This window comes from Aureimonas sp. D3, assembly GCF_001463805.1.
GTDB lineage: Bacteria > Pseudomonadota > Alphaproteobacteria > Rhizobiales > Rhizobiaceae > Aureimonas > Aureimonas ureilytica_A.
On record NZ_BBWM01000002.1, the window covers coordinates 176,830 to 202,690 of the forward strand.

The 25,861-nt window shown below is 67.4% G+C and carries 34 protein-coding genes; 10 read left to right on the top strand and 24 right to left on the bottom strand.

Annotation, left to right across the window (positions count from 1 at the left end; all coding sequences use genetic code 11):
• Positions 1-5: 5 nt before the first annotated feature.
• The 15 genes from AUL36_RS00950 to AUL36_RS01020 all read right to left on the bottom strand — a co-directional run bounded on the left by AUL36_RS00950 (position 6) and on the right by AUL36_RS01020 (position 9,009).
• Entirely contained in the window at positions 6-611 is a 606-nt protein-coding gene (locus AUL36_RS00950) for a phage tail tape measure protein (RefSeq protein ID WP_244496994.1), read from the bottom strand.
• A 1-nt stretch (position 612) separates the two neighbouring features.
• Entirely contained in the window at positions 613-840 is a 228-nt protein-coding gene (locus tag AUL36_RS00955; protein WP_058600715.1) for a phage tail assembly chaperone, read from the bottom strand.
• Positions 837-1,172: a gene transfer agent family protein gene (locus tag AUL36_RS00960; protein WP_062217009.1), complete on the bottom strand. Its 336-nt coding sequence runs from the start codon at positions 1,170-1,172 to the stop codon at positions 837-839. Before AUL36_RS00960 ends, AUL36_RS00955 begins: the two co-directional genes overlap by 4 nt.
• Positions 1,172-1,585, bottom strand: a complete 414-nt coding sequence (locus tag AUL36_RS00965) for a phage major tail protein, TP901-1 family (protein WP_062217012.1) — start codon at positions 1,583-1,585, stop codon at positions 1,172-1,174. Before AUL36_RS00965 ends, AUL36_RS00960 begins: the two co-directional genes overlap by 1 nt.
• 78 nt (positions 1,586-1,663) lie before the next feature.
• Entirely contained in the window at positions 1,664-2,077 is a 414-nt protein-coding gene (locus tag AUL36_RS00970) for a DUF3168 domain-containing protein (RefSeq protein ID WP_062217016.1), read from the bottom strand.
• A 27-nt stretch (positions 2,078-2,104) separates the two neighbouring features.
• The gene (locus AUL36_RS00975) at positions 2,105-2,323 is read right to left on the bottom strand and encodes a hypothetical protein (RefSeq protein WP_062217019.1); all 219 of its coding nucleotides are present in this window, start codon (positions 2,321-2,323) and stop codon (positions 2,105-2,107) included.
• Positions 2,320-2,652 (bottom strand): phage head closure protein, encoded by a 333-nt coding sequence (locus AUL36_RS00980; protein WP_062217022.1) that lies wholly within the window; start codon positions 2,650-2,652, stop codon positions 2,320-2,322. The genes AUL36_RS00975 and AUL36_RS00980 overlap by 4 nt, the downstream gene beginning before the upstream one ends.
• A 1-nt stretch (position 2,653) precedes the next feature.
• Complete coding sequence (locus AUL36_RS00985) at positions 2,654-3,214, bottom strand: head-tail connector protein (RefSeq protein ID WP_062217024.1); 561 nt, start codon at positions 3,212-3,214, stop codon at positions 2,654-2,656.
• Between the two features lie 74 nt (positions 3,215-3,288).
• A complete protein-coding gene (locus AUL36_RS00990; protein ID WP_062217027.1) occupies positions 3,289-4,539 on the bottom strand; it encodes a phage major capsid protein in 1,251 nt (416 codons plus the stop codon).
• Positions 4,527-5,081, bottom strand: coding sequence for an HK97 family phage prohead protease (locus tag AUL36_RS00995; RefSeq protein ID WP_082655396.1), 555 nt, complete (start codon positions 5,079-5,081; stop codon positions 4,527-4,529). Before AUL36_RS00995 ends, AUL36_RS00990 begins: the two co-directional genes overlap by 13 nt.
• On the bottom strand, positions 5,078-5,425 hold the full coding sequence (locus AUL36_RS01000) for a DUF6107 family protein (RefSeq protein ID WP_058600937.1): 348 nt from the start codon (positions 5,423-5,425) through the stop codon (positions 5,078-5,080). Before AUL36_RS01000 ends, AUL36_RS00995 begins: the two co-directional genes overlap by 4 nt.
• A gap of 19 nt (positions 5,426-5,444) precedes the next feature.
• On the bottom strand, positions 5,445-6,638 hold the full coding sequence (locus AUL36_RS01005) for a phage portal protein (protein WP_062217030.1): 1,194 nt from the start codon (positions 6,636-6,638) through the stop codon (positions 5,445-5,447).
• Between the two features lie 54 nt (positions 6,639-6,692).
• Entirely contained in the window at positions 6,693-7,949 is a 1,257-nt protein-coding gene (locus AUL36_RS01010; protein WP_062217185.1) for a DNA-packaging protein, read from the bottom strand.
• A gap of 62 nt (positions 7,950-8,011) precedes the next feature.
• Positions 8,012-8,395, bottom strand: a complete 384-nt coding sequence (locus AUL36_RS01015) for a hypothetical protein (RefSeq protein WP_062217034.1) — start codon at positions 8,393-8,395, stop codon at positions 8,012-8,014.
• A 110-nt stretch (positions 8,396-8,505) separates the two neighbouring features.
• Positions 8,506-9,009 (bottom strand): YcgN family cysteine cluster protein, encoded by a 504-nt coding sequence (locus tag AUL36_RS01020; protein WP_082655418.1) that lies wholly within the window; start codon positions 9,007-9,009, stop codon positions 8,506-8,508.
• Positions 9,010-9,175: 166 nt separating this feature from the next.
• On the opposite strand from AUL36_RS01020, the gene AUL36_RS01025 reads away from it, so the two are divergent.
• The 3 genes from AUL36_RS01025 to AUL36_RS01035 all read left to right on the top strand — a co-directional run bounded on the left by AUL36_RS01025 (position 9,176) and on the right by AUL36_RS01035 (position 12,622).
• Positions 9,176-11,362, top strand: a complete 2,187-nt coding sequence (locus AUL36_RS01025; protein ID WP_062217037.1) for a transglycosylase domain-containing protein — start codon at positions 9,176-9,178, stop codon at positions 11,360-11,362.
• 86 nt (positions 11,363-11,448) lie between these two features.
• Complete coding sequence (locus AUL36_RS01030) at positions 11,449-12,036, top strand: DUF1214 domain-containing protein (protein ID WP_058600726.1); 588 nt, start codon at positions 11,449-11,451, stop codon at positions 12,034-12,036.
• Complete coding sequence (locus tag AUL36_RS01035) at positions 12,029-12,622, top strand: DUF1254 domain-containing protein (protein ID WP_062217040.1); 594 nt, start codon at positions 12,029-12,031, stop codon at positions 12,620-12,622. Before AUL36_RS01030 ends, AUL36_RS01035 begins: the two co-directional genes overlap by 8 nt.
• A gap of 209 nt (positions 12,623-12,831) precedes the next feature.
• On the opposite strand, the gene AUL36_RS23600 is transcribed toward AUL36_RS01035, so the two are convergent.
• On the bottom strand, positions 12,832-13,029 hold the full coding sequence (locus AUL36_RS23600; RefSeq protein WP_156418216.1) for a hypothetical protein: 198 nt from the start codon (positions 13,027-13,029) through the stop codon (positions 12,832-12,834).
• A gap of 311 nt (positions 13,030-13,340) precedes the next feature.
• Between AUL36_RS23600 and AUL36_RS01040 the strand changes: the two genes are divergently transcribed.
• Both AUL36_RS01040 and AUL36_RS01045 read left to right on the top strand, forming a co-directional pair.
• Entirely contained in the window at positions 13,341-14,405 is a 1,065-nt protein-coding gene (locus AUL36_RS01040) for a hypothetical protein (RefSeq protein ID WP_062217043.1), read from the top strand.
• 116 nt (positions 14,406-14,521) lie between these two features.
• Positions 14,522-15,259: a hypothetical protein gene (locus tag AUL36_RS01045; protein WP_062217046.1), complete on the top strand. Its 738-nt coding sequence runs from the start codon at positions 14,522-14,524 to the stop codon at positions 15,257-15,259.
• Positions 15,260-15,419: 160 nt separating this feature from the next.
• Here AUL36_RS01045 and AUL36_RS01050 read toward each other — a convergent pair whose 3' ends face one another.
• Genes AUL36_RS01050 through AUL36_RS01060 form a run of 3 tightly spaced genes read right to left on the bottom strand, consistent with a single transcriptional unit; the run spans position 15,420 to position 18,292 of the window.
• A complete protein-coding gene (locus tag AUL36_RS01050; RefSeq protein ID WP_062217049.1) occupies positions 15,420-15,758 on the bottom strand; it encodes a DUF1491 family protein in 339 nt (112 codons plus the stop codon).
• A 10-nt stretch (positions 15,759-15,768) separates the two neighbouring features.
• Positions 15,769-16,518: a peptidoglycan-binding domain-containing protein gene (locus AUL36_RS01055; RefSeq protein WP_058600732.1), complete on the bottom strand. Its 750-nt coding sequence runs from the start codon at positions 16,516-16,518 to the stop codon at positions 15,769-15,771.
• Positions 16,519-16,564: 46 nt separating this feature from the next.
• Complete coding sequence (locus AUL36_RS01060; protein WP_062217051.1) at positions 16,565-18,292, bottom strand: sensor histidine kinase; 1,728 nt, start codon at positions 18,290-18,292, stop codon at positions 16,565-16,567.
• A gap of 356 nt (positions 18,293-18,648) precedes the next feature.
• Between AUL36_RS01060 and AUL36_RS01065 the strand changes: the two genes are divergently transcribed.
• Together AUL36_RS01065 and AUL36_RS01070 are read left to right on the top strand one after the other, a co-directional pair.
• Positions 18,649-19,401 carry a DUF5330 domain-containing protein gene (locus AUL36_RS01065; protein ID WP_062217054.1) on the top strand — a complete coding sequence of 251 codons (753 nt, stop codon included), beginning with the start codon at positions 18,649-18,651 and terminating at the stop codon, positions 19,399-19,401.
• A gap of 63 nt (positions 19,402-19,464) precedes the next feature.
• Complete coding sequence (locus tag AUL36_RS01070; RefSeq protein WP_062217058.1) at positions 19,465-19,890, top strand: SufE family protein; 426 nt, start codon at positions 19,465-19,467, stop codon at positions 19,888-19,890.
• Between the two features lie 6 nt (positions 19,891-19,896).
• On the opposite strand, the gene AUL36_RS01075 is transcribed toward AUL36_RS01070, so the two are convergent.
• Together AUL36_RS01075 and AUL36_RS01080 are read right to left on the bottom strand one after the other, a co-directional pair.
• Positions 19,897-20,367 (bottom strand): DUF6456 domain-containing protein, encoded by a 471-nt coding sequence (locus AUL36_RS01075; protein ID WP_062217061.1) that lies wholly within the window; start codon positions 20,365-20,367, stop codon positions 19,897-19,899.
• A complete protein-coding gene (locus tag AUL36_RS01080; RefSeq protein WP_062217064.1) occupies positions 20,367-20,771 on the bottom strand; it encodes a helix-turn-helix domain-containing protein in 405 nt (134 codons plus the stop codon). Before AUL36_RS01080 ends, AUL36_RS01075 begins: the two co-directional genes overlap by 1 nt.
• Positions 20,772-20,993: 222 nt before the next feature.
• Between AUL36_RS01080 and AUL36_RS23605 the strand changes: the two genes are divergently transcribed.
• Positions 20,994-21,509, top strand: a complete 516-nt coding sequence (locus tag AUL36_RS23605) for a hypothetical protein (RefSeq protein ID WP_156418217.1) — start codon at positions 20,994-20,996, stop codon at positions 21,507-21,509.
• Here the strand turns inward: AUL36_RS23605 and AUL36_RS01090 are convergent.
• The 3 genes from AUL36_RS01090 to AUL36_RS01100 form a co-directional block, all read right to left on the bottom strand.
• Positions 21,413-21,799: a winged helix-turn-helix domain-containing protein gene (locus tag AUL36_RS01090; protein WP_062217070.1), complete on the bottom strand. Its 387-nt coding sequence runs from the start codon at positions 21,797-21,799 to the stop codon at positions 21,413-21,415. The two genes, AUL36_RS23605 and AUL36_RS01090, sit on opposite strands and share 97 nt — an antisense overlap.
• A 77-nt stretch (positions 21,800-21,876) precedes the next feature.
• Positions 21,877-22,560: a dihydrofolate reductase family protein gene (locus AUL36_RS01095; RefSeq protein ID WP_082655402.1), complete on the bottom strand. Its 684-nt coding sequence runs from the start codon at positions 22,558-22,560 to the stop codon at positions 21,877-21,879.
• 85 nt (positions 22,561-22,645) lie between these two features.
• Positions 22,646-23,713, bottom strand: a complete 1,068-nt coding sequence (locus AUL36_RS01100; protein ID WP_062217073.1) for an NAD(P)-dependent alcohol dehydrogenase — start codon at positions 23,711-23,713, stop codon at positions 22,646-22,648.
• A gap of 213 nt (positions 23,714-23,926) precedes the next feature.
• Between AUL36_RS01100 and AUL36_RS01110 the strand changes: the two genes are divergently transcribed.
• Both AUL36_RS01110 and AUL36_RS01115 read left to right on the top strand, forming a co-directional pair.
• Entirely contained in the window at positions 23,927-24,850 is a 924-nt protein-coding gene (locus AUL36_RS01110) for a ribokinase (RefSeq protein WP_062217079.1), read from the top strand.
• Positions 24,850-25,818 (top strand): sugar kinase, encoded by a 969-nt coding sequence (locus AUL36_RS01115; RefSeq protein WP_062217082.1) that lies wholly within the window; start codon positions 24,850-24,852, stop codon positions 25,816-25,818. Before AUL36_RS01110 ends, AUL36_RS01115 begins: the two co-directional genes overlap by 1 nt.
• Positions 25,819-25,861: the final 43 nt, after the last annotated feature.

Consider the following 25,861-nt stretch of genomic DNA (forward strand, 5'->3'; position numbering starts at 1 on the left):
GCCCATCAGAGCCCCCGCTGCCCGCGCAGCGCCGCGCGCGCCAGCATGGCCTGAAGCTGCGTTTCGGCCTTGCGGAAGCTTGCAGCGTCCGGCGTCGACACGTTGAAGACGACGGAAGTGACACCGCGCCGACCGCCCTCGACGGCAACGCCGAGCGAGCCGTCGGCGCCGCGCTTCAGCGGCATGATCGCCTCCGCGCCCGCCTCGCCCATCAGCCCGACCTGCCCGCCGGCCGGAAAGAAGCTCGGCGCGCGCACGACGCCGCCCTTGGCGAAGGGCACGATCCCGCCCGTCTGCCCGCCGCCCGGTGCAGAACTCGCACCGCCGGAGAGCCCGGAGAGAACCTGCCCGAACGCGTTGCCAGCCAGTTGCGTCAGCGGTTTCAAGGCGGCGTCCAGCGCGATCGCCGAGATGCGCCCGCCCAGCCCCCTCAAGACGCCATCGAGCGAGCGCCCGCCGCCGACCGCGCCTTTCAGCGCCGTCGAGAGCGCCGCGCCAAAGCGATCGGCGCGGGCGGAGAGATCGGTCAGCGCCCGCTCGAAGCCGCTCGTGTCGGCTTCCACCGCAATACGCATCGTATCGACGGCGTCCCCGCCGTTTCCAACACTCATGTCATCTCCAGTCGGGATAAAGGGCCAAAAGCTGGTCGAGCCGCTCGCGGCTCGGCGCGGCCGCACGGGTTCGGGAAAAGGGCGCGACGAGGGCGGCGAGTTCGCGCGGCGTCAGAGCCCAGAAATCGCGCGGACTGAGGCGAAACGTGCCGAAGCAGAGCGCCATCGCCTCGTCCCAAGGAAAAGCCGCCGCGTCCGGCTGCGGCCCGGCCGGCGCGGCGGCGCTCAAGGGCGGGCGGTGGTGTCTCCCCCCAGCCCGAAGGCCGCTTCCAGAAGCGCGCTCGCCGCCCCTACAGCGCCCGCCGCGCCGCCCTCGAAGCGCATCGCGCCGACCTCCGCATCGCTCACCGCCTCGCCCGCACCGCGAAGCCCTGCGCCGATGATGCGCGTCAGGTCGAAGGCCGACAGCCGACCGGAGCCGAAGCGCGCCGCCAGCGCGGAAATGTCGTCCAGCGCGAAGGCGGCCTCCAGTTCGGCCAGCGCGCCAAGCGTCAGGCAGAGCACGCGCTCGCGCCCGTCGATCACAGCGGCGATCTCGCCGCGCCTGCGATTGGCCGCCATCACAGCGCCTCGAAACTCAGCGCACCGGCTGATTCCAGCGTCAGCTCGAAGGCGATTTCGCCATTGTGCTCGCCGGAATATTCGAGCGCCGTCACCTGAAACGGCCCGCTCACTCGGCCGAAATCGGGAATGATCGCCTGAAAGGCCCCGATCCGCCCTTCGAAGAAGAGCTTGCGCACCGCCATGTCGGAGGCCGCGTCCTTGAAGATGCCCGCGCCCGACAACGCCGCGCGCTGCACGCTCGCCCCGCCCAGAAGCTCGCGCCAGCGCCCGGCGCTGTCGCTATTGGTCACGTCCACCGTTTCCGCGTTGAACGAGATGCGCCGCGAGCGAAGCCCCGCCACGGTCTGAAACGTGCCGCTGCCCTCCGCGTCGAGTTTGAGAAGAAAGTCCTTGCCCCTTTGCGCGCCCATGCGAACCGTCCGAATTCGAGCAACAAAAAAGGGCGGCTCGAAAGCCGCCCTCGCGTGAGATGAAACTGAGTGGAGCGATTAGGAGGCCAGCGGCTCCGTCACCGCGCGAAAGCGCATGATGCCGTGATAGGTCGGCGAATCCGCCTCCTGCCGCGCTTCGGCGAATTGAAGTTGGAGATTGACCAGCCGGTGCGTTTCCAGCGGCAGCGTCGCGTCGTTCAGCCGTTCGGAGATCTTATCCATGATCTCGTAGGTTTCCTGCTTCGACCCGCCCTTGGCCCAGACATGCAGGGTCAGGATATGCTCTGCCCCATCTTCGGTGCCGGTGGACCAGTCGATGACGGCCGTGCGACCCAGCGTCAGATAGGGAAAGCTCGCCTTTTCCGGCACGTGGTCGAACACTTTCGGCCCACCGAGAAGCTTGGTCAGCGCCGGGTCGCCCGTCAGCGCTCCCACGATGGTCGTCTGCAATTCCGCGCTGGGATGCGACATGCTCCAAAGCCCTTCCGATGTCCGCGATCACACCTGATACATTTCATAATATGACGTGACAGTGCCGCCCGCCATGTCCGATTCGTTAATTTTTCGTGAGGGTTTGGACGCCGCATCGGAGGCTGCTGCAAAAGCTGCGGCGCGGCCCGCCTCCTCGATCCGCTTCGCCAGCCTCGCGCGTAGCGCACGTGCCATCGCCCGTCGCAGCGCCTCCTTGCGCAGCGTCGCGCGCACCGCCCCGATCACGCCTCCTCCTCGCAGCGGCACACGAGCCAGCGTCTGGTCTCGTCGGGGTCGAGCAGGCTGCGGATCAGGAGCCGCCGCCCGCGCAGGCGAAAGGCCATGCCGCGCTCCAGCCCGGCGCGAAAGCGCAGCGTCACGCGGTGCGTCAGCGTGCCGATCCGCTGGCCGAACCGCTCCTCCGCTTCGGCCTTGAGCGGCTCCACCCGCACGGAGGTTTCCGCCACCTCCACCCATGTGTCGCGCGCGCCACCGAACGCGTCCGTGACCGGCTCGTTGCGTTCGATCGCCGCGCGCTGCGTGAGAAGGCTCGGGTCGAGAAACTGCGTCGCCATGTCAGAGCCTCGGCGCGCGAAAGGGCGACATCAGCGCCCGCGCCAGCGGCGGCATGAAGGCCGGCTGCAAACCGGAGCCGACCGCACCCCGCGTCTCAAAGCTCGCCGCCGCCAGCCTGATGATGGCGAGCTTCAGCGCGTCCGGCACCTCGGCCTTCGCCTGCCCCGCGCGGATTTCGACCTCGACCCCGTTCTGCGCGCGGTGCGCGAGGCCAGGCGGCAGGATCAGCCTCGCGCCGAAGGGCATGGCCTCCAGACGAAATGAGGCGATGTCGAGCGGAGTCGCGACGCCCACCTCGTCATAGCCCACCGCCCCAATGAGCGCACGCACCGGCCGGCGGCGGATCGCGATCTCATCCTGCGCGGGCTCCACCTCGAAGGCGAGCCGCACACGCCGCTCGGTCAGGACCAGCCCCGTTTCCGCCTCCACCGCCTGCCGCGCCGCGCGAAGGCAGGTGCCGGCCAGCGCGTCTTCGTCGTCGCGGTCGATCCGCAGAAAGGTCTTTAGCTCGGCCAGCGAGACCGGCTCCGTGCTCGCGGTTTCCAGTTCGATCCAGATCATGTTGCGCCAGCCTCCTTATACCAAAGAAAAAGGCCGGGCTTGCGGCCCGGCCTCCTGTTGTTTCGTCGCTCGGCTTAGTTGGCGGAGAAGCGCAGATATTTCGCTGCGTCGAAGTCCTGGATGCCGCCGCCCACGCGCTTGGTCGTGTAGAACAGGACGTAGGGCTTGGCGGAATACGGGTCGCGCAACACGCGCACGCCCTGCCGGTCCACCACGAGATAGAAGCGCGAGAAGTCGCCGAAGGCGATGGCGTTCGCCCCGGCCGTCATATCCGGCATGGCCTCGGCCTCGACCACTGCAAAGCCCATCAGGCTGGCCTTGCCGCCCACGGCGACTGGGGGCTGCCAGAGATAGTTGCCCTCGGCGTCCTTCAGCTTGCGCACGGCGCTCTGCGTGCGCCGGTTCATCACGAAGGAGGCGTTCTGCCGGTAGCCGGCCTTCAGCGCATAAACGAGGTCGATCAGCGCGTCGGAGCCGGACGCGGCGGCGAAATTGCCGGCCGCTCCCGAGGCGACGGTGCCGACCGTGCCCCAGGCCCATTGGGCTTCCGGCACCGTGTCATACGCCATGAAGCCCTTGGGCTTGGCCGCGCCGTCTCCGGTCACGAAGGCCGTGCCCTCCTGCGTGGCGAAGGCCTGCTCGACCTCCTCGCCGATCCACGCGTCGATATCGACCGCCGCGTCGTCCAGAAGCGCATTGGTCGCCGCCGGCATGGCGTAGAGTTCCATGGTCGGGAACACGAGTTCGCCCAGCGCCGGCTGCGCCGTCTGCGGCCGCGCATCCGCTTCGCCGACCCAGCCCGTCTGCGCCCCGGCCAGCGCGAAAGGTTTCTTCAACACCGCCGCCGAGACGGTGCGAATGCCCGCGATGGCGCGGATGGGCGAGGCATTGGCGAGGCGGCGGCCGATCTCGGCTTCCGTCTCGGGCGGCACGAGGAAGCCACCATCCGCGCCGACCAGGCCCGACATGGCCTTTTCCTCCAGCCGGCGCATTCGCCCCTCGTCGCCGGCCCGCACATAGGCCTCGAAGGCGGAGCGATGCTCGCTCGGCAGCGCCTGCCCGCCCTCGCCACCAACAGGCGGGCGCAGGTTGCGCAGCACCAGCTTTTCCATGCGCTTCTCGTGCTCGTCCATCGCCTTGGACAGGCGATCGACCTTTTCCTCCGTCAGCGGGTCGGGGCCCATGCGGCGCTCGAGCTGGCCGAGCCGTTCGTCATTGGCCTCGCGGAAGGCGTCGAAGGCGCGCATGAGCTCGTCGAGCGCATCCGCGCCCTCCGCGCCCGTGCCTGCCTTGGTCTCGATCGCGCCGTTCATCATCGTCTGCATGGAATCTCCTTGAGAGAAGCGGAAAGGGTGGCCTCCGCGATCCGCCGTGCGGCGTCCGCGAAACGGGGAAGGAGATCGCCGCGCGCTTCGCGCACCCGCGCCGCTTCCTGCATGGGGAAGGTCACGATGGAGATCTCCAGAAGGTCGATGTCGAGAAGCAGCCGCCGCGCACCGTCTCGAAGCGGCCGGCTGTGCCGGGCGCGAAATCCGATCGAAAGCCCGTCGAGCGCCTCCTGGCGCAGAAGGGCGAAGGCGTCGCGCCCCTGCGCCGTGTCGAGCGCCAGACGCCCTTCGACATAAAGGCCGCGCGCATCCTCCACGAGCTTGGTCCAGACGCCGATGGGCTGCGCCGGGTCGTGCTGCCAAAGCATCCGGATGCCGCCCGGCCCCCGCTCCCGCAAGGCGCGGGCGAAGGCCCCTGCCCGGATGCGATCGCCCGACAGATCCGTCCGCTCGAAGACGCTGGCATAGCCCGAAACGAAGCCGGCCGGCCGGTCGTCTCCCGGCGCGCCGCCGCGCCGGATGGTCGGCACGCTCCTCACGCGCCGCCCCCGCGCCGCCCGGCGGCGGCCATCAGGCCGTCGGCGAAGCGCTGGAGCACGCCGAGCGCCCACCAGGCGCAAAGGCTGGCGGTGGCCGAGCCGATCAGCGCCATCTCCGCCGCGCCGATGCGCTCGGTGAAGCCCAGATGATCGGACAGGGCGAGCCCCGCCGGCCCGCCGAAGACGAGGCCCGTCACCGCGCCCGCCAGAAACCGCACCGCCGCCTCGCGCCGGCCGGCCGGCAAGAGATAGGCGACCGAAATCACCGAGCCGCCCACCGCTCCGGCGAGCTTGGCGATCCAGAGCGTCAGCGGCGAAACCATCTCGCCCGTCATCGTGTCCATGGTCGATCCTTTCGGGAGGTCAGCGGCGGCGCGGCCCATAGCCGACCGCCTCGCGCTTCTCGTCGTCGTCGAGGAAGCCGGCCGCGCAGAGCCGCGCCCAGAGCGCCTCGCGCTCGGCCGAGAGCCCTTCGATCCGGTCGGCGTCGAAGCCGAGCCGCAAGCGCCGGCCGGGCTCGAACCCCGCGCCCAGCCAGTCGCCCAGCGCCGCCAGAAGGCGCGCGAGAAGCGGCAGGACGGTCAGGCGAAACAGGGCGCGGTTGGCTTCCGCATAATTCGCATAGGTCGCATCGCCGGGAATGCCGAGCAGCATGGGCGGCACGCCAAAGGCGACGGCGATGTCGCGCGCCGCGCCGTTGCGCGCCTCGATGAAGTCCATGTCGCGTGGGCTCAGCGCCATGCTCTTCCAGTCGAGCCCGCCTTCCAGAAGCATGGGCCGCCCGGCGCGCGCCGCGCCGGCATAGCCGCTTTCAAGCTCCGTCTTCAGCCGGTCGAACTGGTCGGACGACAGGGAGCCGCCATCGCCCGGCTGATAGACCAGCGCGCCCGAGGGCCGGGCCGAATTGTCGAGAAGCGCCTTGTTCCAGCGCGTCGCGGCATTGTGCAGGTCGAGCGCCGTCTGCGCGGCCTGAAGCGGAGCGAACCCCTCGCCCTCGCCCAGCGGATGAAACAGTCGGATCGCCAGAACCGGGGCCATCCCCTCCTCGGCCTCAAGGCTCATCCGGCGCAGGCTGGTGCCGGCGCGATATTCCACCGCCTGCGGCCAGCCATCCGCCCCGCAGAGAACGCGCACCCGGTCCGGCCGCAGCGCATGAAGCTGGCGCGGCTGCCCATCGAGGGTCAGCGCCTCGACATGCGCCGTGCCCGAAAGAAGGAGATGCCCGCAAAGCGCTTCCAAAAACCCCGCCCCGTCCTGCGCGGGGTTCGGCCGGCGCAGGAGATCGAGGATCGGATGCGTCTCCACCTCCTGCGCCCCGTCATAGAGCAGCACCGGCACCGCCGCCGCCGTCTCGGCCACGAGCCGGACGCAGCGATAAACGATCGGGTTCTGCATGAAGCCGGCGCGCGACAGGCCGGCATAGGAGCGCTCGCTCCATTGCGCGGTCTCCGCCGCCCCGCCGAAGACGAGCGAGCCGCCCGTCGATTTGCGTTCGGGCACGCGCGCGCCCTCGCCGCCGAGGCGCGTCAGCGCCCGCAGCCGTGAAGAGAGTGTCATGATGTCTCCGCTGTCAAAGGATGGGGCGCGCCGTCGGGCAGCCGCCCGGCCGCTTCAAAGGCTGCGAATGCGCGGCGTCTGCGCCGGCGCGGTCAGTGCCGTCACGGCCCAGACCAGCGCGTCGAGCCGGTCCGGCGAGCGTCCGGTCGACAACCCGTCCGGCCCGAAATCGCACATCTCGTCCTCCAGCTCGGCCAGACTGCCGACATGGTGGACGCGGTTCTGCTCGTAAAGCGCGGCGACGGGCTCGGCCCGCAGCCACTTGCCGCGCATGGCACGAACGCTCGACACGGGCACGTGGGGTGCGACGGCCTGGATCACCGATGTCACCATGTCGCCGCCCTGGTTCACTTCGACCACGAGCCGGTCGGCCTCCAACTCGCCGAACAACGCGACCGCCCGCGCCGCCCATTCGGGCGGCTTCAAGCCGCGCCGGCTGCGATCGGCCAGAACATAGACCTGCCCGTCCTCTCCCAGTCCGGCCGCGACGATGCCGCAGGCGTCCGAGCGATGGGTCGCCGTCGCCGGCGGATCGACAGCCACGACCACGCGCCGCAGCGCCGGCGCGGTGCGCCGCCGGTTGCGGTCGATCGTGGCGCGGTCGAACAGCGCGTCCTCGCGCCCTTCCACAAGCTCGCCGTCGAGTTCCTGCCGTCCGAGCCGCGAGCCGCCATAGCGCGCCTGCATCGCCTCGAAGAAGCCGGGCGCGAGATGGGCGCGGTTCTCGGCCGTACGCATATGGGTCACGCACGTTCCGGGCTCGGCCATCAGGCGTTTGAGAAGCGGCACGGCGCGCGGCGTCGTGGTCAGCGCCATGCGCGGGTTCATGCCCAGGCGCAGGGCCAGTTGCAGATTGTCGAAACAGTCTTCCGCATGAGTCCATTTGGCGAGTTCGTCGCCCCAAGCCGCGTCGAACTGATAGCCGCGCAAAGCGTCAGGGTCTTCCGACGAGAAGATCTGCGCCACCGCGCCATTGGCAAACACCAGCCGGCGGCGCGTCGCCTCGAACACGGGCGGCGTCTCGTAGTGCAGCCTGCGCAGCCCGCTCTCGCCTTCGATCATCACCTCGCGCGCGTCGCCCAGCGTTTCGGCTAGAAGCGCGATCCGTCCGTGAACGCGGCCGGCCAGCGGAGCGAGGCCCAGCGCCAGCGCGCGCACCCATTCGGCCCCCGCCCGCGTCTTGCCGGAGCCTCGGCCGCCGATCAGCAGCCATTGTCGCCAGTCGCCGGGCGGGGGAAGCTGCGCCGGCCGGGCCAGCGCGGCCCATTCCGGCATGGCGCGCGCCAGAACGCGCCGGGGCTGGCGGCCGATCTCCGCTTCCACCGCCTGCCAGAACTCGCCTTCGCTCAAAGCTCCCAGTGCCTCTTCCCCGCTCAAGCGCCGGCACCCGAAGCACCCAGCCCGTCGAACAGGCTCGCGCCCAGCGGCCGGCGCGCGTCGAGCGCGCGCAGGCGCTTCAGCATTTCTTCGCGCAGCCGCTCGGTCGCGGCATCGTCGCCCTCCGCCTGCGCGGTCAGGCCCAGCGTCTCGATCTGGCGCAGTTCCAGAAGCTTCTCCAAACTCCTTGTCAGATGGCCGATCGCCTCGATCCGCGCCTTCGTGTCCGCCGGGCGCGATGCGCCGTCCGCTTCCGTCTCGCCCTCCGCGCCCCGCTTTCGCTTGGTCGGCCGCGCCACCTCCAGCGCCGTCATTTCCTGCGTCAGGGCCCGCAGCAGCCGATCCGACAAAAGCTTGCCGGCTTTGGTTCGTCCCGCCATGCCACCCCCTCGAATGCAAAAAGCGGCTGCTCCTGCCGGAACCGCCGCATTTGAACCCACTCTCTCGATTGTGTCTGAAGACTACCCGAGCACCGTGACGCAGTCAAGGACTATTTTCCTATTTTAGAATCATCGCCCGACAGCTCGCCGACATAGCCATCGCCTGGGTCCTCGCCCGGCCAATCGGCCAGATGGTCCTCGTAGTCCTCGGGCTCCAACCCTTCCTCGCTCACCGTCTGGCCCTGAACCGAGACGCCCGCCAGATGCACGGTCTCAGGGTCGCCCGAAATCAACGGGTGCCACCATCGAAGATCCCGCCCTTCCGCCACCAGCCGATAGCCGCAGCTCGGCGGCAGCCAGGGGATGGAGCGCACCGTCGCGGGGTCGAGCGCCACGCAGTCCGGCACGCTCTCGAAGCGGTTCGCATAATTGGAGCAGCGGCAACTGTCGCCGTCCAGGAGCTTGCAGGCGAGATGAGTCCAGATGATCTCGCCGGTGTCCCAATCCTCCAGCTTGTTCAGGCAGCAGCGCCCGCAGCCGTCGCAGAGGGATTCCCACTCCTCCGACGTCATTTCCTCCAGCGTCTTGCGCTTCCAGAAGGGTATGTTGCTCAAAGACCGCACCTGACGAATTGCTTCATGATTTCCGCTTTCGACCTTGTTCCGCCACGCAATCTCCACACCTCTTCCCTCAGGAAGTATCGCTAGGACAAGGCATTCGATTGTCTCTCGAATCGCTTCCTGTAGAATGAGCCGAAGGGCCAGAGAAGCCTGCCGGAGGATGGTGTCGCCCGTGCCCAGACCAGTTCCCCCCAAGCCCGGAAAACGCAAGCTTCCCTTCGGCCTGATCGAGATCGACGCCTGGCTGGACAGCAGCTTGTGGCGGTTTTTTCATGGCATTTCCAGGTTCTGGGAATCGGTCACGATCTTTTCGCGTCGCTTTCGCGTGCGCGGGCCGAACCGGATTGCTGTCGAACTGTGCTGCGAGGCACTGACGCTCGGCCTCGTCGGCTTCGTCCTGCTGCTCACGCTCGCCCAGCCCGCCATGAAGATGACGCGGCATGGCTTGCCCCAGCAGGCGGATTTCTCCGTTCAGTTTCTGGACCGGCACGGCAACGAGATCGGCCGGCGCGGCATCCTCAAGGCCAATGCCGTTCCCATCGACGAGATGCCCGATCATTTCGTGAAGGCGGTTCTGGCGACCGAAGATCGCCGCTTCTTCGAACATTGGGGCATCGACTTTCTCGGCCTCGCCCGCGCGCTGGGCGAGAACGCGCGCGCCGGCGGCGTGGTCCAGGGTGGCTCGACCTTGACCCAGCAGCTCGCCAAGAATGTCTTCCTGTCCAACGAGCGCTCGCTGGAGCGCAAGATCAACGAGGCCTTCCTCGCGCTCTGGCTCGAAGCCAATCTGACCAAGCGCGAGATTCTCGGCATGTATCTCGACCGCGCCTATATGGGCGGCGGCACCAATGGCGCGGCGGCGGCGGCGGAGTTCTATTTCGGCAAGAATATTCGCGACGTGAACCTGCCCGAAGCGGCCATGCTGGCGGGCCTCTTCAAGGCGCCGACGCAATATGCCCCCCACAACAATCTCCCAGCCGCGCGCGCCCGCGCCAATGTCGTGCTCGGCGCCATGGTGGATGCCGGCTTCATGACCGAGGGCCAGGTCGTCGCCGCGCGGCGTCACCCCGCCACCGCCGTCGACCGGGCCTCGGCGCTCCCCGCACCCGACTATTTCCTCGACTACGCCTTCGACGAAATCCAGCGCATCGCCTCCGACTTCCCCCAGCGCACCTTCGTCGCCCGCACCACGATCGATATGGGCCTCCAGAAGCTTGCGGACGAAAGCGTCGATTTCCACCTGCGCCAATTCGGCAAGACCTATGGCGTGGAAGAAGGCGCCATGGCCGTGCTGGACGACGAGGGCGGGCTCGTCGCCTTGGTCGGCGGCCGGGACTATGGCTTGTCGCAGTTCAACCGCGCGACGCGCGCGCTCCGCCAGCCGGGCTCTTCCTTCAAGGCCTATGTCTATGCGAGCGCGATGGAGAACGGCCACAAGCCGACCGACTTCATCGTCGATGGCCCCGTTCGCGTTGGCAATTGGATGCCGCAGAACTACGGCAATTCCTTCGCCGGCCGCATTCAGATTCAGGACGCCATGGCCCGCTCGCTGAACACGGTCGCCGTCAAGCTCAGCCAGGAAGTGGGCCCCGGCAAGGTCGCCGCGCTCGCCAAGTCCTTCGGCGTCGAGACCCCGCTGCGCGGCGACAAGACGATCGCGCTCGGCACCAACGAGGTCACGGTTCTGGATCAGGCCACCGGCTATTCCGTCTTCCCGGCGGGCGGCCTGTCCTCGCAGCGCCATTCCATCGAGCAGATTTCGCTCGCCGACGGAACGATCCTGTGGGACGCCCGGCGCGATCTTCCCCCGCGCCACCGGGTCCTCTCCGAACAGGCGACCAAGAGCATGAACGAGATGTTCGTGCGCATTCCCGAGGTCGGCACGGCCCGCCGCGCGCGCCTTTCCATGACCCGCGCCGGCGGCAAGACGGGCACGACGCAGGGCTATCGCGACGCCTGGTTCGTCGGCTTCACCGGCAATTTCACCGCTGCCGTCTGGTATGGCAACGACAGTTTCAAGCCGACCAACAAGCTGACGGGCGGCGGTCTGCCCGCCATGACGTGGCAGCGCTTCATGGAATCGGCGCATCAGGGCATCGACCTTCGCCCGATCCCCTTCATCGACAATCCCATTCCCGCGCCGGGCTCGATCGAGGTGGCCAAGACCGAGGGGGCCGGCGACATTCCGCGCATCACCCGCCCGAGCCTCGTCAACAATCAGACGCAGAAGGTTTTGGCCGATCTGGAGCGTCTGATGCAGTCGGCCGCGCCCGTTCCGCCGGGCAAGCTGGCCTCGGCCGCCGCGCGCAGCACTGCCCGCCCCCAGCCCGCTGTCGCCAATCCGTGACGCGTGGTTCGGACAGGCCCATTGCCCTGGCTGGTACAGGCCAGGGCTCTGGCGCGCGGCACCATTCGCGGCGATAAGGTCGGACGATGCGTTTTCTGTTCTTGATCCTTATCGCTCTCGCGATCGCGCTTGGTCTCGGCTCCTACTCGGCCGCCTGGATGATCGATCATTTCGAGGGCACCGAGATCGTCGTGGTCGGCCCTTGGCATGCCGACCGGACGGCCGGCTCGCCCAATGCCGATCCCTATGCCAAGGCGCGTCAGGCGCGTTCGGGCAATCTCACGCTCGGGCTCGGCGAAGGCGTCGCCTTTCGCGCGCGCGTCGATTCCCAAAACCGGGAGTTGCGGCGCGAATGCACGTACCAGCTGGAGGGCGCCTATCCCCCGGCACGCATCGCGACGCTCGCGGCCTATGACTTCGAAGGGCGGCTGATCGAAGCCGGCAACAACCGGCCGAACCACCTCGTCTCGCTCCATTGGATGCGAAACGACCGCAACGAGGCGATCATCTCGGTCGGTCCCGTGGCCCGGCCTGGAAACTGGCTGGCCACCGTCGGAGACGGCGGCTACATCCTGGCCCTCACCTTCTATGACACGCCGGTGAGCACCGACAGCGGCGCCGCGCCGATCGCCATGCCCCATATCGTGAGAACGGACTGCCAGACGAATGGGTAAGCTGCTTCTGGCCATTCTGGTCGGCCTCGTCGGGGCCGGAATCGTCCATATCGCGATCGTCTTCGCCATTCCCGGCCAAGCCGACAACGACGCCTGGAGCCGCCTGTCGCGGCTCGGCCCCTTGTTTCAGACCGTGCGGATCGGCTTCGAAGAACCCGAAAGCGATCGGCACGCGGCCTCCCCCGCCGGCTTCGTCTTCGTGGACCCCGCCTTTATCGACGTCGCCTGCCGCTTCTCCTTGAAGAATGGACCCGCGCGCCTGTTTTCGGACGAGAAGACGCGCTTCTGGACGGCGTCGATCTACGCGCACAATGGCGACAATCTTTATTCGATCAGCGAGCGCGTGGCCCTCGAAGGCCGGCTCGACCTTCTGGTCGGCACCAGCGAGCAGCTCGATCTCGCGCGCATCGAAGGCTCGTCCGGCGATATTCCGACGGTGCCTGTCGCGGTTGCGGGTCAGGACGGCTATCTCACGGTTCGCGTTCTCGTACCGTCCGAGAGCGAGCGCCCCTTCGTGGATCGTTTCGCCCGTTCGGTTACCTGCCGCCCGGCAACGCCCGAGGAAGCCGGCACCACGGAGCCCTGACGGGGCCAGCGCGTTCTGACCACCTCTTTTCAGGCGGCATGAGATATCAGACGCCTCGTCTCACCGCCGAACCAAAACCCACGGTTTTCGGAAGCGCGGGCATGTGGCTAAGCTTCGGCTACCAGCCCCATTCCAATCCTTATCGAGCGAGACGGCCGAACGCTCAGCGCGCCTGCAAAGTTCGCTCGGCATCAGCTCCCTGAGATGGATCAAGCATCCGCTTCGTCCGCCGCCTTGAAGCTTCGGCGGGCCAGTGCGCGCTCGTCGCTGCGGACGGGCACGAATTCGGCGATCCGCTCCCGCCGGATGCACGGCAGGATCACGATGTTCCCGCCTTCCGGCCCCCGCCATGGGCGGCCTGCCAGATACGGTCTTGGCGACGGTACGAGTTGATGAACCTCAGCCATGTGTTTCCCCTCCTTGATTGAGCCTGACGTCCACTCCTTCCAACGACGCCATGACCTGTGACGGAGCCCCTGGATCGGCGGGCTCATCAGTCGAACCGCCCGTCCTTGAGACTCGATTTATGTCCCGCCGATCGGGAAGCAACCCGACGATTGGCGGGGCAAAGCGCGAGACTGAACCCAGCCTTGCAGGCCCGAAAGATCCCCGCCTTTGCTGATGTCGATTACACGTTTGCAAGGTTAACAGGTTGCTAAGAATTTTGCTCTAATCCTGACGGTTGCATGGCCGCCACACCCTACCCCCTCGGAGCACTATGAAGGACGCAGCACCGCGTATCTTCCGATCCCTTGAACGCCAGTTCGGCCAGGGGGAATTCGACACCGTCGTGGCTGCCGCTGTGGCGACCTTCGGCTCGTTGCGAAATCCGAGCGCCGCGCAGGTGGAGGATCTCAGCCGCCTCGTGGTTCCGCTCTGGAACCGCATCCGAACCGAGACCAAGCGCAATCTGGCGGCTTCCCTGTCCCATGCCGGCCGTGTGCCGCGCTCGCTCGTGGAGCTGATGCTGGAAAGCCCGGTCGAGGTGTCGGCCCCCTTCCTCGTGTCGAGCCCTGTTCTCAGCGAAGCCGATCTGGCAACGCTGGCCGCTTCGCCGGACGAGCGCGTGGCGCGGCTGGTGCGCAACCGGGATGCCCGCGGCATCATCCCGCCGCCGGCTTTCAAGCCCTCGGTACAGGTGCAGGTCACGGCGATGCCGCCCGCCGCGCCTTCGCTATCCTCCGAGACGCCCGCGCCTATCCAGGAACCACAGATCGAAGCGCCTTCGCTGGCGGCCGACTTCCTGTCGGAAACCCCGTTCAACGCCCGCACACCCGCTCCGGGCCGGCGAATGCCGCCCCGCAACGCGGACGAGGCCCGCGAGCTTCTGCGTCGTCTGGCGACCGCCGGGCGCGGTCCGGCCAAGCCGCAAGCGGTCCCCGATCTGACGGATCTGATGAATGCCGCCTTCTCGCGAGAAGAGGTTCTGTTCTACGAGATTCTGACCGAAATCTTCTCGCTCGAAACCTCCATGCTGGAGCGCATCGTCTCCGAGCCGACGGGTGAAACCCTGGCAGTCGCGCTGAAAGCCTTGAAGGCCAGCCCCGCCGACGCCTTGAGCATTCTCATGCTCCTGAAGCCGGCTGTCGGGCTGGATGTCGCGACTTTCGATTCCATGGCCCGCTTCTACAAGGCGCTTCCCGCCGAAGAATGCCGCAGCCTCATCGTCAGCGCGCGCCACGCCCCCCTCACCTCGCCCGAGGTCTACCGCAATGTCGACAACACGCGGCGCGATTTCGGCCGACGCATCGCCCGCCCGTTGAACCGCGAGGCGAAGGGCTGAGCCGGATTTGAGACGGAAGGCAAAGTCCTGCTCTTGGATGATGCGCATGCGCCCCGGCATAAGATCGGAGCGTCATCCGACCCTCATGGTCCGGGCATCATAGGAGAGCGTCACGCATGGGCGGCGTTGATCAGCAGGAAAGCGCGGAGGTCTCCGGCAACTGGCCCAATATTCCCAGCGCCTTCCCGAAGGAAGCGACGGACGACGCTCTGACAAGCCGGACGGTGCGCAAATACGCATCCATCGCATCGACTGTCGTGTCCACAGGTCTTTCCGCGACCAGCAACGCCAAGCATCTGGCTCTGGTGGGCGTCGGCGGCTTGGCGATCGGCGGAACAGCCGGTGTCGGTCTTCTGGTGGCTGGCGGCGTCATGACGGCGGCAGGCATGGCCACATCGGCCGTTTCGTTCAGCAGCACGATGGATCATCTGGAAGGCCTGAGCGACATCGAGCTCACGCACAAGATCGGCCGCAAGAAGCACGCCTGCCGATGCCTCGCCCATCACGAGACGGGCGTGCAGGATCACGCCATGATTCTGAATACGGTCTTGCCCTACATCATCGCCAAGAAGAAGGTCAAAGCCGGCAAGAAGGCGGCCGGCATGGTGGGCCTGTCATTGGTGACGGCCGCTCATCGCCTCGGCAAGGCCGTGTACAAGGGCGTGAAAGGCACAAAGGGCAAGAACCGCAGCCATTACGCCAATATTCTGGCGCGGCACGTCGTGACACATGACTGCGATCTGGTTCGCAGCATCGTGACCGAATTGTTTTCAGCCGAGGACTACGAAGCGATCCGCCAGATGGGCTCGACACTGGCGGGGGAATTGATCGCCGGGAAGATGAAATCCGTCTGAGCGCGTATCCTGCGCGCCTATAGCCGGCGTTTGAGGGCGGGCTTTAAGCCGCTGCCGAACAGTTGGAGAGGATGTCGCCTATAGCTCCGGGCGCATGGGAGCGGTTCCTTGAAGGTCTTCTCCCGAGACACCGTTTCCTATATCCGTCGAGGGTTCCCGCCTACCCTTCCTCTTCCACCAGCGTCAGATAAACCTCCGGCGTCTCGGTCTCGATTTCCACCACCCAGAAGTCGGGATCGAAGCGGGCTTCGCGCTCCAGGCGTTGGCGCAACCCGTCCTCGTCGCTCGCCGCCTCGCGCAGGAAGCGTCTTTCGCCGCCTTCGCCGGCCATGGTCTGCGGCGCGGGGCCGAGGAGTTGCAGCGCGCCCGATCGCCCTCGCACCACCACGAAGATGGCGCCCGCCGCCTCCGAGCCGCGCCGCTCGACAGCCGCGAAGCCGCCATCGGCAAAGACGCGGCGCAGGAGCGCCGCGACGAAGATTTCACTGGTGAGCCGCATGGGACCGCCGTCAGCGCGACGCCGAAGCGCCGGTCTCGTTCAGCCGATCCAGCACCTCGCGGCTCGGCTCGCCCGTCACCTCCAGGCTTTCCAGCGCCTGAAAGGTGCGGATCGCCGCGCGCGTGCGCTCGCCCATGATGCCGTCCGCCTTGAGATCGGCGACGCGCGCTTCCGCGAGCTTGGCCTGGATCTGGCGCACCAGGTCCGTATCGGGCGCCGCCCCGATACCGCCCGTGGCGGCCGGGTCCACCGTGCCGCCCGCAGCCAGCCGCGCGATCGGATCGTCGCTCGCGGACGGCGGGTTGGCGGCCTGTCGAAGTTGACTGAGAAGCAGCGGCGTCGCCATGCCATCCACCTTCAGCCCGCGCGCGGACTGGAAGTCGCGGATCGCCATGTCCGTCGCCTGACCCGGCCGGCCGTCGATATCGGCCTTGTAGTAGCCTTGCTGGGACAAGAGCACCTGCGCCTCGCGTACCAGCGGAAACGGCATGATGCGCGGATCATTGGCCACGGCGTTCGAGGGCGCGGCCACGGCGGCGCGCGCGGTCGGCACGGGCGCGGCCTGCGCCGCGCCGGTCAGCCGTGTTTCGGCCAGCCGCGTCGTCTGAGCTCCGCGCGTGGCGAGCATGGGATGGGGATGACGCCCCGCCTGCCGGTTCAGCGCATTGTCGGCGACGATTCCGGCCAGCGTCGAGAACAGCGCGAGGCTGGCGAACAGAACCGGCCGGGCCGCGACGATGCCGGCCCCGGTGCGAAGCACGCGGGCTCCGGCGTGGCCGGCCGCCGCGCCGAGGCCAGGGCGCTTGTCAGGCCGAGCGACGGGTCGGGAAGGCTTGCGAGGAGAGACTGGCTTTTTGACGGGCATGGGTCAGGGCAACGACATTTTCGGATGGGGTTTCACCGGCGCGCGGGCGCTCGGCACAATCGGTGGGGATGCGCACCGTGACGGTGGTGCCGCGTCCCTCCAGGCTCGAGATCTCCATGGTTCCGTGGTGAAGTTCGGCAAAGCCGCGTACGAGCGACAGGCCAAGGCCGGTTCCCTCGTATTTGCGGCTAAGCCCCTGAGAGAGTTGCACGAAGGGACGTCCCAGGCGCGCGATGTCGCAAGACGCGATGCCGATGCCCGTATCCGTCACCTGCATCACCAACTCGTCGCGCTCGACCCGAGCGCTCAGGCACACCGTGCCTTCGTCCGTGAACTTGACGGCATTGGCCAGAAGATTGACCAGAATCTGCTGGCATGCCCGACGATCGGCCGTGACGGTTTCCGCCTCGGGCGCGGTGCGCAGCACGAGCCGCAGCTTCTTGCGCTCGACCTCGCAGCCGACCAGTTCGGCTGCAGCCGCCGCGACATCGGCGACGACGAAGGGCTCCATCGAAAGCTCGTAGCGCCCCGCCTCGATCTTCGAGACGTCGAGCAGCCCGTTGACGATTTCCAGAAGATGCTGGCCCGAGCGACGGATCAGGCCGACATACTCCTTCTGGCGCGGGTCGGGAAACGGTCCGAAGGTCTCGCCTTCGAGAAGCTCGGAGAACCCGATAATGGCGTTGAGCGGCGTGCGCAGCTCATGCGACATGGCGGCCAGAAACGCCGTTTCCATGGTCGGCGCGGCGGGCTCGGATGCTTGTGTCTCCTCCGCCTCGGCTTCCAGAACCTCCAGCTCGATGCGCAGGAGATCGCCGAGCTTGCCGCGCACCGGCTCCAGCCTGATAGCGTGGCTACGGAACGAGCCGGGTTCGGCGCCATGAAGGCGCAGGCGGAGGTTCATTGCGTCGCTGCCCTGGCGCAGGCTGTCCAGAGCCTTCAAGAACAGAACGCGATCGAGAAGGTGCAGCTGCTGGCTGAAGGCGGTCCCCGCCTGGGCTCCATCGAGCGCACGCCCCTCGCCGTCCAGCATCACGCAAGCGCGAGGGCGCACGATCTCCGCACCCGCCTTGGCGCGAAGCGCAAGACGGTGCAGGACGAAGGCGACATAGGCCGTGATGAGAGGCAGCGCGACGACCGTGCCGGCAAAGCCCTGATCCGTCGGGCCCAACCCGTGCAGGGACAGGAAGCCCACGAGACCCGCGCCCAGAAACACCGCTGGCAGCATCAGGCGAAACAGGAGACGCTGGTGCGCCAGCCGCGCCTCGACCGGGCCGACCAGCAGAAGGCAGAGCGGCCAGAAACTATCGATCTCCACCGCGAGAAGCGAGAGCATGGCCGCAACCAGCGTGTAAAGCCCAGCGGTCGCCAGATCGGTTTCGCCCGTCGCCGCAATGGTGACGGCCGCCATCAGCGTCGCGAAGCCCAGAACGAGCGCGCAGGCGATCGGCATGATCCCGAAGCCGGCCACGCCCAGAAGCGGGGCCGCCATGGCGCAGACAAGGCCCGACATCACGAGCCCGCCGCAGATCGAGGCAAGACGGCGCTTGGCGCGCATCGTCGCCGCCGGCACATCGATCATCATCTGACACCGGGAAGCCCAGGCGCTGCCCACGCGGCGAAAGGCACCCGAATGTCCTTCCGTCTGCGCGTATTCCAATGGAATCATCACCGATCCACACGTCCCGGTCGGGGCATCGGGCGTCGTCATGACACCACCGAACCGCACTTCAACATCGGTCGATCTTGGCTCTTAACCTTTTAAGGAAGCCATAAATTGGGGGTCGGGATCGCCGTTTCGGCGCTCCAAAGCCCGATCCCCGGCGAGTTCTCGAAACATGGTTAATGGTGAATTAACAGTGCTTTTCCCTGCGATTACAGCCACTTGAGAATCGCATCCCGTTGAGGTCTCCAAGCCCTACCCCCAGGTTTTCGGGCAGCACCCCCTGCAATTTGAAACGGATTCGAGTCAAAAGGGAGCGACCGGATCATGTGCCGGAACAGGGTCTTACGGGTCGTCCGTCCATGCGCTTCTTGATCAAGATCGCCTTTCTGATTGGCCTGATCGCCCTGTTCCTGCCGGGGCACAGGGACAAGGATGGCGCGAGCGACCCCGGCCTTTCGCCGGTGGTTCTTCTTTATGGCGTGCAGCAGGCCTTCTCGGACCTGGGCGGCTTCTGCGACCGATCGCCGGCGGCCTGCGCAAGCGCGCGGGATGCGGCGAGCTTCGTTGTGGCTCGGGTGCAGGAAGGGGCCGTGATCGGCTATGGCCTGATCCGCGAGAAGATGACCGGCGAAAAGCCCGCGCAGCCTGACCCGAACGACGCGCCCGCGCCGCCCCGCGCCTATACGCCGCCCGGCACGGCCCGCCCCAACGCCTCGATCACGACCGGCAGCGTCGCGCCTAGTGCTTCGGCGGCCCTGTCCTTCGCCGCGCCCGAGCGCCCCGCGCCCACGCCGATAGCGATCCGGCCCGCCCTGCAGACGCCTGCGCCCAACGCGACCGCCGCACGGCCGCTGCCGCAGCCCTATCGCAAGCCCGTGCCGGCTGATGCCCCCGCAGCCGCCAAGGCGCCCGAAGCCAAGACGCCGGCGATGTCCCAGGCGGCGAAGACGGCCGAGGTCGCGCCGCCCATTGCCGACCGTGTTCCGGGCAGCCCCAAGCCGTTTCGGATGCCGGCCATGGCGGGCGGTGCCGACGAGCCGCTCCATCCCGTGCCGCAGGCGATTCTGCCGCCCGAGCGCGCCCCGCTGCCGCGCTTTGCGCCCCGTGCCTGACAAGCCAAGCCCCTCTCCTTATATGGAGGCTTGAAGAGCGGCACACAGCAGGGAATCGGCCATATGAGAACGATCGAAGACATCCAGAGCGATTTCGAGCTTCTGGACGATTGGGAAGATCGCTATCGCTATGTGATCGAGCTGGGCCGCGAGCTGCCGCCGCTGGCGCCCGAAGACATGAACGAGGCGACCAAGGTGCCCGGCTGCGTCAGCCAGGTCTGGCTGACCAGCGCCTGCGACGGCGCGAGCCCGCCGCATCTGACCTTTGCCGGCGCGTCGGACGCCCATATCGTGCGCGGTCTCGTCGCCATCGCGCTGGCGCTTTATTCCGGCCGCAGCGCGCCCGAGATTCTCTCCACCGACGCCGAAACCCTGTTCACGAGCCTCGGCCTGAAAGAACACCTCACGCCGCAGCGCTCCAATGGTTTGCGCTCCATGGTGGCCCGCATCCAGCGCGACGCCAAGCTGGCGCTGGATGCGGCGGCCTGACATTCATCAGCCGGAGCCGGCCTTCCAGCCGCGCAGCCGGCCGCTCCCCTCCCCTGCCTGATGAACGAGGCCATAGTGCCGGGCGAGCGCGCCGAGCCCGGCCCTGAGCAAGAGCTTGGCCGAGCGCACGGGCCATTGGCGCTCGCGCTCCACCTGCTCCGTGCCTTTCAGGAAGCAGCAGATATCGATCAGCACGCCCGATAGTTCCGGGCCGACGGCCTGAAGCGCGGCCTGAACCCGCCGCCGGCAATCCAGCGCCGCGTCGGACAGATCGGCCTCGCCATTCCGGCTGCCGCCGCCGGGCAGACCATCCCAGCGCTGGGTGACCGAGGGCATCATCGCGCCGCGCGTCCAGTCGCGGCGCAGGCGCTCGCCGGCCTCCACCTCAGGCCCCGAAAGCCAGGCTTGCCCATCGGCCCCCTTGCGGGTGGCCAGCCGCGCCAGAGGCGATTCGTCGTCGATCTTGCGAGCGCCCATCAGAACCCCTCCCCATGTTCGCCCGGCAGCGTCAGCTGGCGGCAGGCGCGCGACAATTGCTCCATGCGCGTCAACAGCCGATCGAAATCGGGATCGTCGCGCTCGTCCTCGATCCGCTGCAAGGCATAGGCGACGCTCGTTCGGTCCCGCCCGAACCCTTTGGCGACGAAGACCAGCGGCAGCTGAAAGGCGACATGGGCGAGGTAGATCGCCGTGTGCCGAGCATGGGCGATGTCGGCGCGCGCCCGGCGCGGAGACAGGATGTCGGGCGCGGCAATACCGAAGAAGGCCGAGACGATCTCGGCCGACACCTGGCATTGCAGCCGCTGCTGCTGGGGGGGAATGGGCAGGAAGCGAGGCAGCGGTCGCGGACCCGGATTCGGCCGATGGCTTTGGGGAGGCATGAATGTCCTCTTTGGAATCACAAGGCCGAAGGCTAAGCCATGCCCAGCGCATGTAGGATTATTTTCTTATATGTTCTCTTTTTGTTCTAGCATCAAACCCAGGTCCGCCAAGGGTTTGAGACCCGCTTTTCCACAAGCGCAGAGCGAAAAGCCGGCGAACTTATCCCCCGATCGGCCGATGGCCTCACCTTCGTGGGACATCCCGACCCCGGAGACAGTCCCATGCTGCCCAAATCAGACTCTTCCGCCATCGCGCGTTTCGAAGCCGAGCTTCGTCAGGCGGCGCGCGTCTTTGCGGCCCGCGATCTCGCCCGCCCCGAAACCGGCGAAGCGGCCGCGCTTGCCTTTGCGCGCCGCTTCGGGCTCGTGTCGCTGAAGGAAAACCATTTGAACGAGATCGGCACGGATGTGCGCGCCAAACTCGCGGCCCGTCTGGAAGAGGAAAATGCACGTCTTTTGAGGGCAGCCCGCCGCCAAGCGCTCGGCTATGATCTCAATCGCCACATGACCGTACGCCGAGCTTTGAACGCACTCGTCGCTGGCTGCGCCGCCCCGGCCTTGGCCCAGCCGACGCCCGACAAGCCGCTTTCGGGCCGCGAACTGAACAGCCGTTTCCGTGCCCGTGCGAGGCAGCGACCGGCTCACCCCGGTGAGACGGCGTCCGGCGCGAGCCGCGTCAGCAGCACTTCGAGATCGTCGGCGATCGCCCTGTCGCTGGCCGCCTGCATCGCGCGGTAGCGCATGACGATTTCCAGCCCGAGCGCGGTCAAGGCCGCGCCGCCATGCCCCGCGCCGCCGCGATGCATCTCGACCAGCGGCGCGTCGAACGTGGTGTTCAATTCCTCCACCAGCGTCCAAGCGCGCTTGTAGCTCATGCCCATGCGCCGCCCGGCCGCGGCGATCGAGCCAGTGTCCCCGATGCCTTCGAGAAGATCGATCCGCCCCGGCCCGACGATCCGCCTCTCGCCGAAGACGAATCGCAGGCGCGTGACATGGGAGGCGGTGGGTTTTGGCGTCGTCTCGTCCATGCGGGGCTGCTCGCGGTGGGTCTGCGGGTCGCCAGGCTAACGAGTGTCGCCGCCCCTGCCCAGACCCGCCGCCGGGCTCAGTCGTTGTGGACCCGGTAATGCAGTTTCACGATTCCGTCCTGGCCCGCCTCGCATGAGAGAAGCTCCAGCTTGCGCGAGCCGCGCCAGTCCGGCCTGATATCGAAGAGGCTCGGCGCGTCCGGCCGCCCGTCCGTCAGCGGCAGGACGAACTGCACGATCTCGTCCACCAGCCCGGCATTCAGCACAGATCCGTTGACCCCGCCCCCGCCTTCCAGAAGCAGGCGCTGGATGCCGAGATCGCGCGCCAGCGTGTCCATCACCTTCGAAAAGTCGATCTCGTCCTTGCCGCCGAAGATATAGGACACGCCGCGCTTGCGCAGAAAAGCGAGGTAATCGTCGGACACCTCGTCTCCGAGAATCGCCACGAAATGCTCGCCGTCGATATGGTCGCGCTTCCAGTTCAGCTTGCCGGTGCGATCGACCGCGATGGCGAACTTGCCCGCCTTCGGCTGGGCATACCAGTTCGTGCGCTCGAGCGGCCCCGTGGCGAGCCCCCGCTCCCATTCCCCGCCCGCATCGAAATCCTCTTCCATCGTGACGCGCCCGACCAGCCAGGCATCGCCCTTCAGCTCTTCATGGGCCGATTCGAAGATGTCGGAAGGCGCTTCGATCGCCCAGTCCTGCGTGAGGACGCGGCCGTCGATGGAGGTCATCATGAGGCAGAGAATATGAGGCTTCACGGAGGATCACTTTCCAGAACACAAGTGAAAACGAAAACGCCGGCCCGAAGGCCGGCGTTCCCGAACTCGAAAGGCGGATGGCCGATCAGGCCGCCTGTTTGGTCTCGGCCAGCGAGGCCATGTCGATCACGAAGCGGTAATGCACGTCGCCCTTCACCGTGCGGTCGAAGGCTTCGTTGATTTCGGCGATCTTGATGGTCTCGATGTCGCAGGAAATCCCGTGCTCGGCGCAGAAATCGAGCATTTCCTGTGTTTCGGCGATGCCGCCGATCAGCGATCCCAGCACCGTCTTGCGGCCGAAGATGAGGTTGACGCCGCTCACCGGCGGGTCGAGCGGGCCGATCACTCCGACGATGATATGGGTGCCGTCGCGCTTCAGCGTCGCGATATAAGGGTTGAGGTCGTGCGGCACGGGCACCGTGTCGAGGATGAAGTCGAACGTGCCGGCGAGCGCCTTCATCTCTTCGTCGTTGGTCGAGAGCACGACATGGGTGCAGCCGAGTTCGCGCGCTTCGGCTTCCTTGGAGGCCGAACGGGTGAAGAGCGTCACCTCCGCCCCCATGGCGACGCCGAACTTGATCGCCATATGGCCGAGGCCGCCGAGCCCCACCACGGCCAGCTTCTGGCCCTTGGCAAGTCCGACATGCTTCAGCGGCGAATAGGTCGTGATGCCCGCGCAGAGCAGCGGGGCTGCGGCGGCGAGATCGAGATTCTCGGGCATCCGCAGAACGAACGTGTCGCGGACGATGATCTGATCGCTATAGCCGCCATAGGTCGGTTGCCCGTCGCGACGATCCTCACCGGCATAGGTCGGCGTCATGCCGTTCTCGCAATATTGCTCCAGCCCCTCGGCGCAGGACGGGCATTCCTGGCAGGAATCGACCATGCAGCCGACGCCGACCTTGTCGCCGACCTTATAGGTGCTGACAGCCGATCCGACCTCGACCACGCGGCCGACGATTTCGTGGCCCGGCACCAGCGGGAAGGTCGCGACGCCCCAGTCGTTGTGGGCCTGATGGATGTCGGAATGGCAGACGCCGCAATGGGTGATCTCGATGCGGACATCATCCTCGCGCAGGTCGCGCCGCTCGAAGCTCCAGGGCTTCATCGGGGCGCCGGCTTCCGTGCAGGCAAAACCGTAGCTGGGTGTCATGGTGCAATCCCTCCTGGCGCATCGGCTGTCACAACCGGTCGCGCGCGAAATATATGCTGCGATCGCCGCCCGGCCAGTGCAAAACGAAAGCTTGGCTGACGACCCCGGCCCCGCGCGTCTGTTCTCCACGGCTATTCCTGCATTCATGCCGCTTGTGGCGTTCGCCATTGTTGTCTAGCGATCAAAAGCATCAGGCTTGGGAGGCATTCGCCTATGATCGTGGTTTTCGGCTCGTTGAACGTCGATTTGGTCTGCCGGGTCGAGGCGATCCCCAAGCCCGGCGAAACCGTGCTCGCGCCGCGCTACGAGCGGATGCCCGGCGGCAAGGGCGCCAATCAGGCGACGGCTGCCGCGCGCGCCGGTGCGCAGACGCTCTTCGCCGGCGCGGTCGGGCGCGATTCCTTCGGCGAGGAAGAAGCTGCGATCCTGGAGCGCGAAGGGATTGACGTGTCCGCGCTCGCCCGCGTCGAAGAGGCGACGGGTTGCGCCTTCATCACGGTGGCGGCCGATGGCGAGAACGCCATCACGGTGGCAAGCGGCGCCAACCGCTTGGCCGACGCGGCGAGCCTCGCCTCGGTCTGGGCCAAGGCCCCCTCGGCCCTCGTGCTCCAGATGGAGCTGCCCTTCGAGGAGACTTTGCGGGCGGCGCGCGAGGCGCGCGACCATGGCGTGCGGGTGGTTCTCAATCTCGCCCCCGTGCCGGCTGTCGATTCGGCTTCGCTGCGCGCGCTCTTCGCCGCCAGCGACATTCTGATCGTCAACGAGCATGAGCTGGCCGAATCCGCCGCGATCCTCTCCGTGTCGGGCGGCGACGCCGACGCACTCGCCAACGCTTTGGCGACCGAGGCAGGCATCACCGTTCTCGCCACGCTTGGCGGCGACGGCGCGCTGATCGCGACGGGCCAAGGCGTCAGCGAACGTTTCCGCGCGCCTCGCATCGAGCCGGTGGACACGACCGGCGCGGGCGACACGCTCTGCGGCGTTCTGGCCGCCGGTCTCGACGCCGGCCTGTCGCTGTCCGACGCCACGCAGCGCGCTGTGGCCGCCGCCTCGCTCGCCTGTCTCTCGTTCGGCGCGCGCAGCGCCATGCCGAAGGCGGAGGCGATCGACGCGTTCCTCGCCGGGGGAGAGGCCTGATGGCGGGAGCCTCCAAGCCGCGTATCGCCTTTCTCGGCGAGTGCATGGTCGAACTCTATCACCGCCCCGGCGACGAGGTCGGCGTCATGCGCCGCACGGTCGGCGGCGACACGCTGAACGCCGCCGTCTATTGCCGCCGCGCGCTCGGCGAGACCGGCGCGGCCGATGTCCATTACGTGACCCGCGTCGGCGACGACGCCTTCGGCCTCGAAATTCCTGCCTTCATCCGTGACGAAGGCGTCGAGACGGAGCATGTCGAGATCGCCAAGGGCGAGACGACCGGGCTCTACGCCATCTCGCGCGACGACAAGGGCGAGCGGTCCTTCTCCTATTGGCGCTCGGCCTCGGCCGCGCGCCGCCTTTTTGCCGAGGGCCGCGACGAGGCACTGGAAGCGGAGCTCGAAACGTTCGACGGGCTCGTCTATTCCGGCATCTCCCTCGCCATTCTCTCCCCCGAAGGGCGTGAGCGGCTTCTGGCACTCGCCGGCCGCATGAAGGTGGCGGGCCGCATCGTCGCCTTCGACGGCAATTATCGCCCTCGCCTCTGGGCTTCGAGGGAGGAAGCGGCAGAGACCATCGCCCGCGCCCATGCCCATGCCAGCCTCAGCCTGCCGGGTCTCGACGACGAGCAGGTTCTCTATGCCGACGCCGATGCGACCAGCGCCGTTCGGCGGCTGCTCAAGCTCGGCGCGACCAGCGCCATCGTGAAATCGGGCGGCGAACCGGCCCTTCTGGGTGACGCCACGGGCCTGCGAGAGGTCGCGGGCGTCCAAGCGCCGCGTATCGTGGACACGACCTCGGCCGGCGACAGTTTCAACGGCGCGGCCCTCGCCGCTCTCGTCAGCGGCGCGAGCCTGGAAGAGGCCGCGCGCGCGGGCCATCGCATGGCGAGCGCCGTGATCGGCGAGTATGGCGCGATCGTTCCGCGCGAGGCGACATGGTGGGCTGAGGGTCCGCGCCAAAACTAAAAAAAGCAAAGGCGCCGGATCGCTCCGGCGCCTTTTCATTTCA

What these genes read in the sequence shown, in the direction of transcription:
- AUL36_RS01015 (WP_062217034.1), bottom strand. Translation starts at nt 8,395, where the DNA reads ATGGCGGGACGAACCAAAGCCGGCAAGCTTTTGTCGGATCGGCTGCTG.
- AUL36_RS01005 (WP_062217030.1), bottom strand. Translation starts at nt 6,638, where the DNA reads ATGACACTCTCTTCACGGCTGCGGGCGCTGACGCGCCTCGGCGGCGAG.
- AUL36_RS01025 (WP_062217037.1), top strand. Translation starts at nt 9,176, where the DNA reads ATGGTGTCGCCCGTGCCCAGACCAGTTCCCCCCAAGCCCGGAAAACGC.
- AUL36_RS00990 (WP_062217027.1), bottom strand. Translation starts at nt 4,539, where the DNA reads ATGCAGACGATGATGAACGGCGCGATCGAGACCAAGGCAGGCACGGGC.
- AUL36_RS01060 (WP_062217051.1), bottom strand. Translation starts at nt 18,292, where the DNA reads ATGATTCCATTGGAATACGCGCAGACGGAAGGACATTCGGGTGCCTTT.
- AUL36_RS01045 (WP_062217046.1), top strand. Translation starts at nt 14,522, where the DNA reads ATGGGCGGCGTTGATCAGCAGGAAAGCGCGGAGGTCTCCGGCAACTGG.
- AUL36_RS01050 (WP_062217049.1), bottom strand. Translation starts at nt 15,758, where the DNA reads ATGCGGCTCACCAGTGAAATCTTCGTCGCGGCGCTCCTGCGCCGCGTC.
- AUL36_RS01000 (WP_058600937.1), bottom strand. Translation starts at nt 5,425, where the DNA reads ATGGACACGATGACGGGCGAGATGGTTTCGCCGCTGACGCTCTGGATC.
- AUL36_RS01090 (WP_062217070.1), bottom strand. Translation starts at nt 21,799, where the DNA reads ATGGACGAGACGACGCCAAAACCCACCGCCTCCCATGTCACGCGCCTG.
- AUL36_RS23600 (WP_156418216.1), bottom strand. Translation starts at nt 13,029, where the DNA reads ATGGCTGAGGTTCATCAACTCGTACCGTCGCCAAGACCGTATCTGGCA.
- AUL36_RS00970 (WP_062217016.1), bottom strand. Translation starts at nt 2,077, where the DNA reads ATGTCGCATCCCAGCGCGGAATTGCAGACGACCATCGTGGGAGCGCTG.
- AUL36_RS01030 (WP_058600726.1), top strand. Translation starts at nt 11,449, where the DNA reads ATGCGTTTTCTGTTCTTGATCCTTATCGCTCTCGCGATCGCGCTTGGT.
- AUL36_RS01080 (WP_062217064.1), bottom strand. Translation starts at nt 20,771, where the DNA reads ATGCCTCCCCAAAGCCATCGGCCGAATCCGGGTCCGCGACCGCTGCCT.
- AUL36_RS00980 (WP_062217022.1), bottom strand. Translation starts at nt 2,652, where the DNA reads ATGGCGACGCAGTTTCTCGACCCGAGCCTTCTCACGCAGCGCGCGGCG.
- AUL36_RS00960 (WP_062217009.1), bottom strand. Translation starts at nt 1,172, where the DNA reads ATGGCGGCCAATCGCAGGCGCGGCGAGATCGCCGCTGTGATCGACGGG.
- AUL36_RS01115 (WP_062217082.1), top strand. Translation starts at nt 24,850, where the DNA reads ATGGCGGGAGCCTCCAAGCCGCGTATCGCCTTTCTCGGCGAGTGCATG.
- AUL36_RS01040 (WP_062217043.1), top strand. Translation starts at nt 13,341, where the DNA reads ATGAAGGACGCAGCACCGCGTATCTTCCGATCCCTTGAACGCCAGTTC.
- AUL36_RS01035 (WP_062217040.1), top strand. Translation starts at nt 12,029, where the DNA reads ATGGGTAAGCTGCTTCTGGCCATTCTGGTCGGCCTCGTCGGGGCCGGA.
- AUL36_RS01075 (WP_062217061.1), bottom strand. Translation starts at nt 20,367, where the DNA reads ATGGGCGCTCGCAAGATCGACGACGAATCGCCTCTGGCGCGGCTGGCC.
- AUL36_RS00985 (WP_062217024.1), bottom strand. Translation starts at nt 3,214, where the DNA reads ATGATCTGGATCGAACTGGAAACCGCGAGCACGGAGCCGGTCTCGCTG.
- AUL36_RS01100 (WP_062217073.1), bottom strand. Translation starts at nt 23,713, where the DNA reads ATGACACCCAGCTACGGTTTTGCCTGCACGGAAGCCGGCGCCCCGATG.
- AUL36_RS00965 (WP_062217012.1), bottom strand. Translation starts at nt 1,585, where the DNA reads ATGGGCGCGCAAAGGGGCAAGGACTTTCTTCTCAAACTCGACGCGGAG.
- AUL36_RS00950 (WP_244496994.1), bottom strand. Translation starts at nt 611, where the DNA reads ATGAGTGTTGGAAACGGCGGGGACGCCGTCGATACGATGCGTATTGCG.
- AUL36_RS01065 (WP_062217054.1), top strand. Translation starts at nt 18,649, where the DNA reads ATGCGCTTCTTGATCAAGATCGCCTTTCTGATTGGCCTGATCGCCCTG.
- AUL36_RS01070 (WP_062217058.1), top strand. Translation starts at nt 19,465, where the DNA reads ATGAGAACGATCGAAGACATCCAGAGCGATTTCGAGCTTCTGGACGAT.
- AUL36_RS01110 (WP_062217079.1), top strand. Translation starts at nt 23,927, where the DNA reads ATGATCGTGGTTTTCGGCTCGTTGAACGTCGATTTGGTCTGCCGGGTC.
- AUL36_RS23605 (WP_156418217.1), top strand. Translation starts at nt 20,994, where the DNA reads ATGCTGCCCAAATCAGACTCTTCCGCCATCGCGCGTTTCGAAGCCGAG.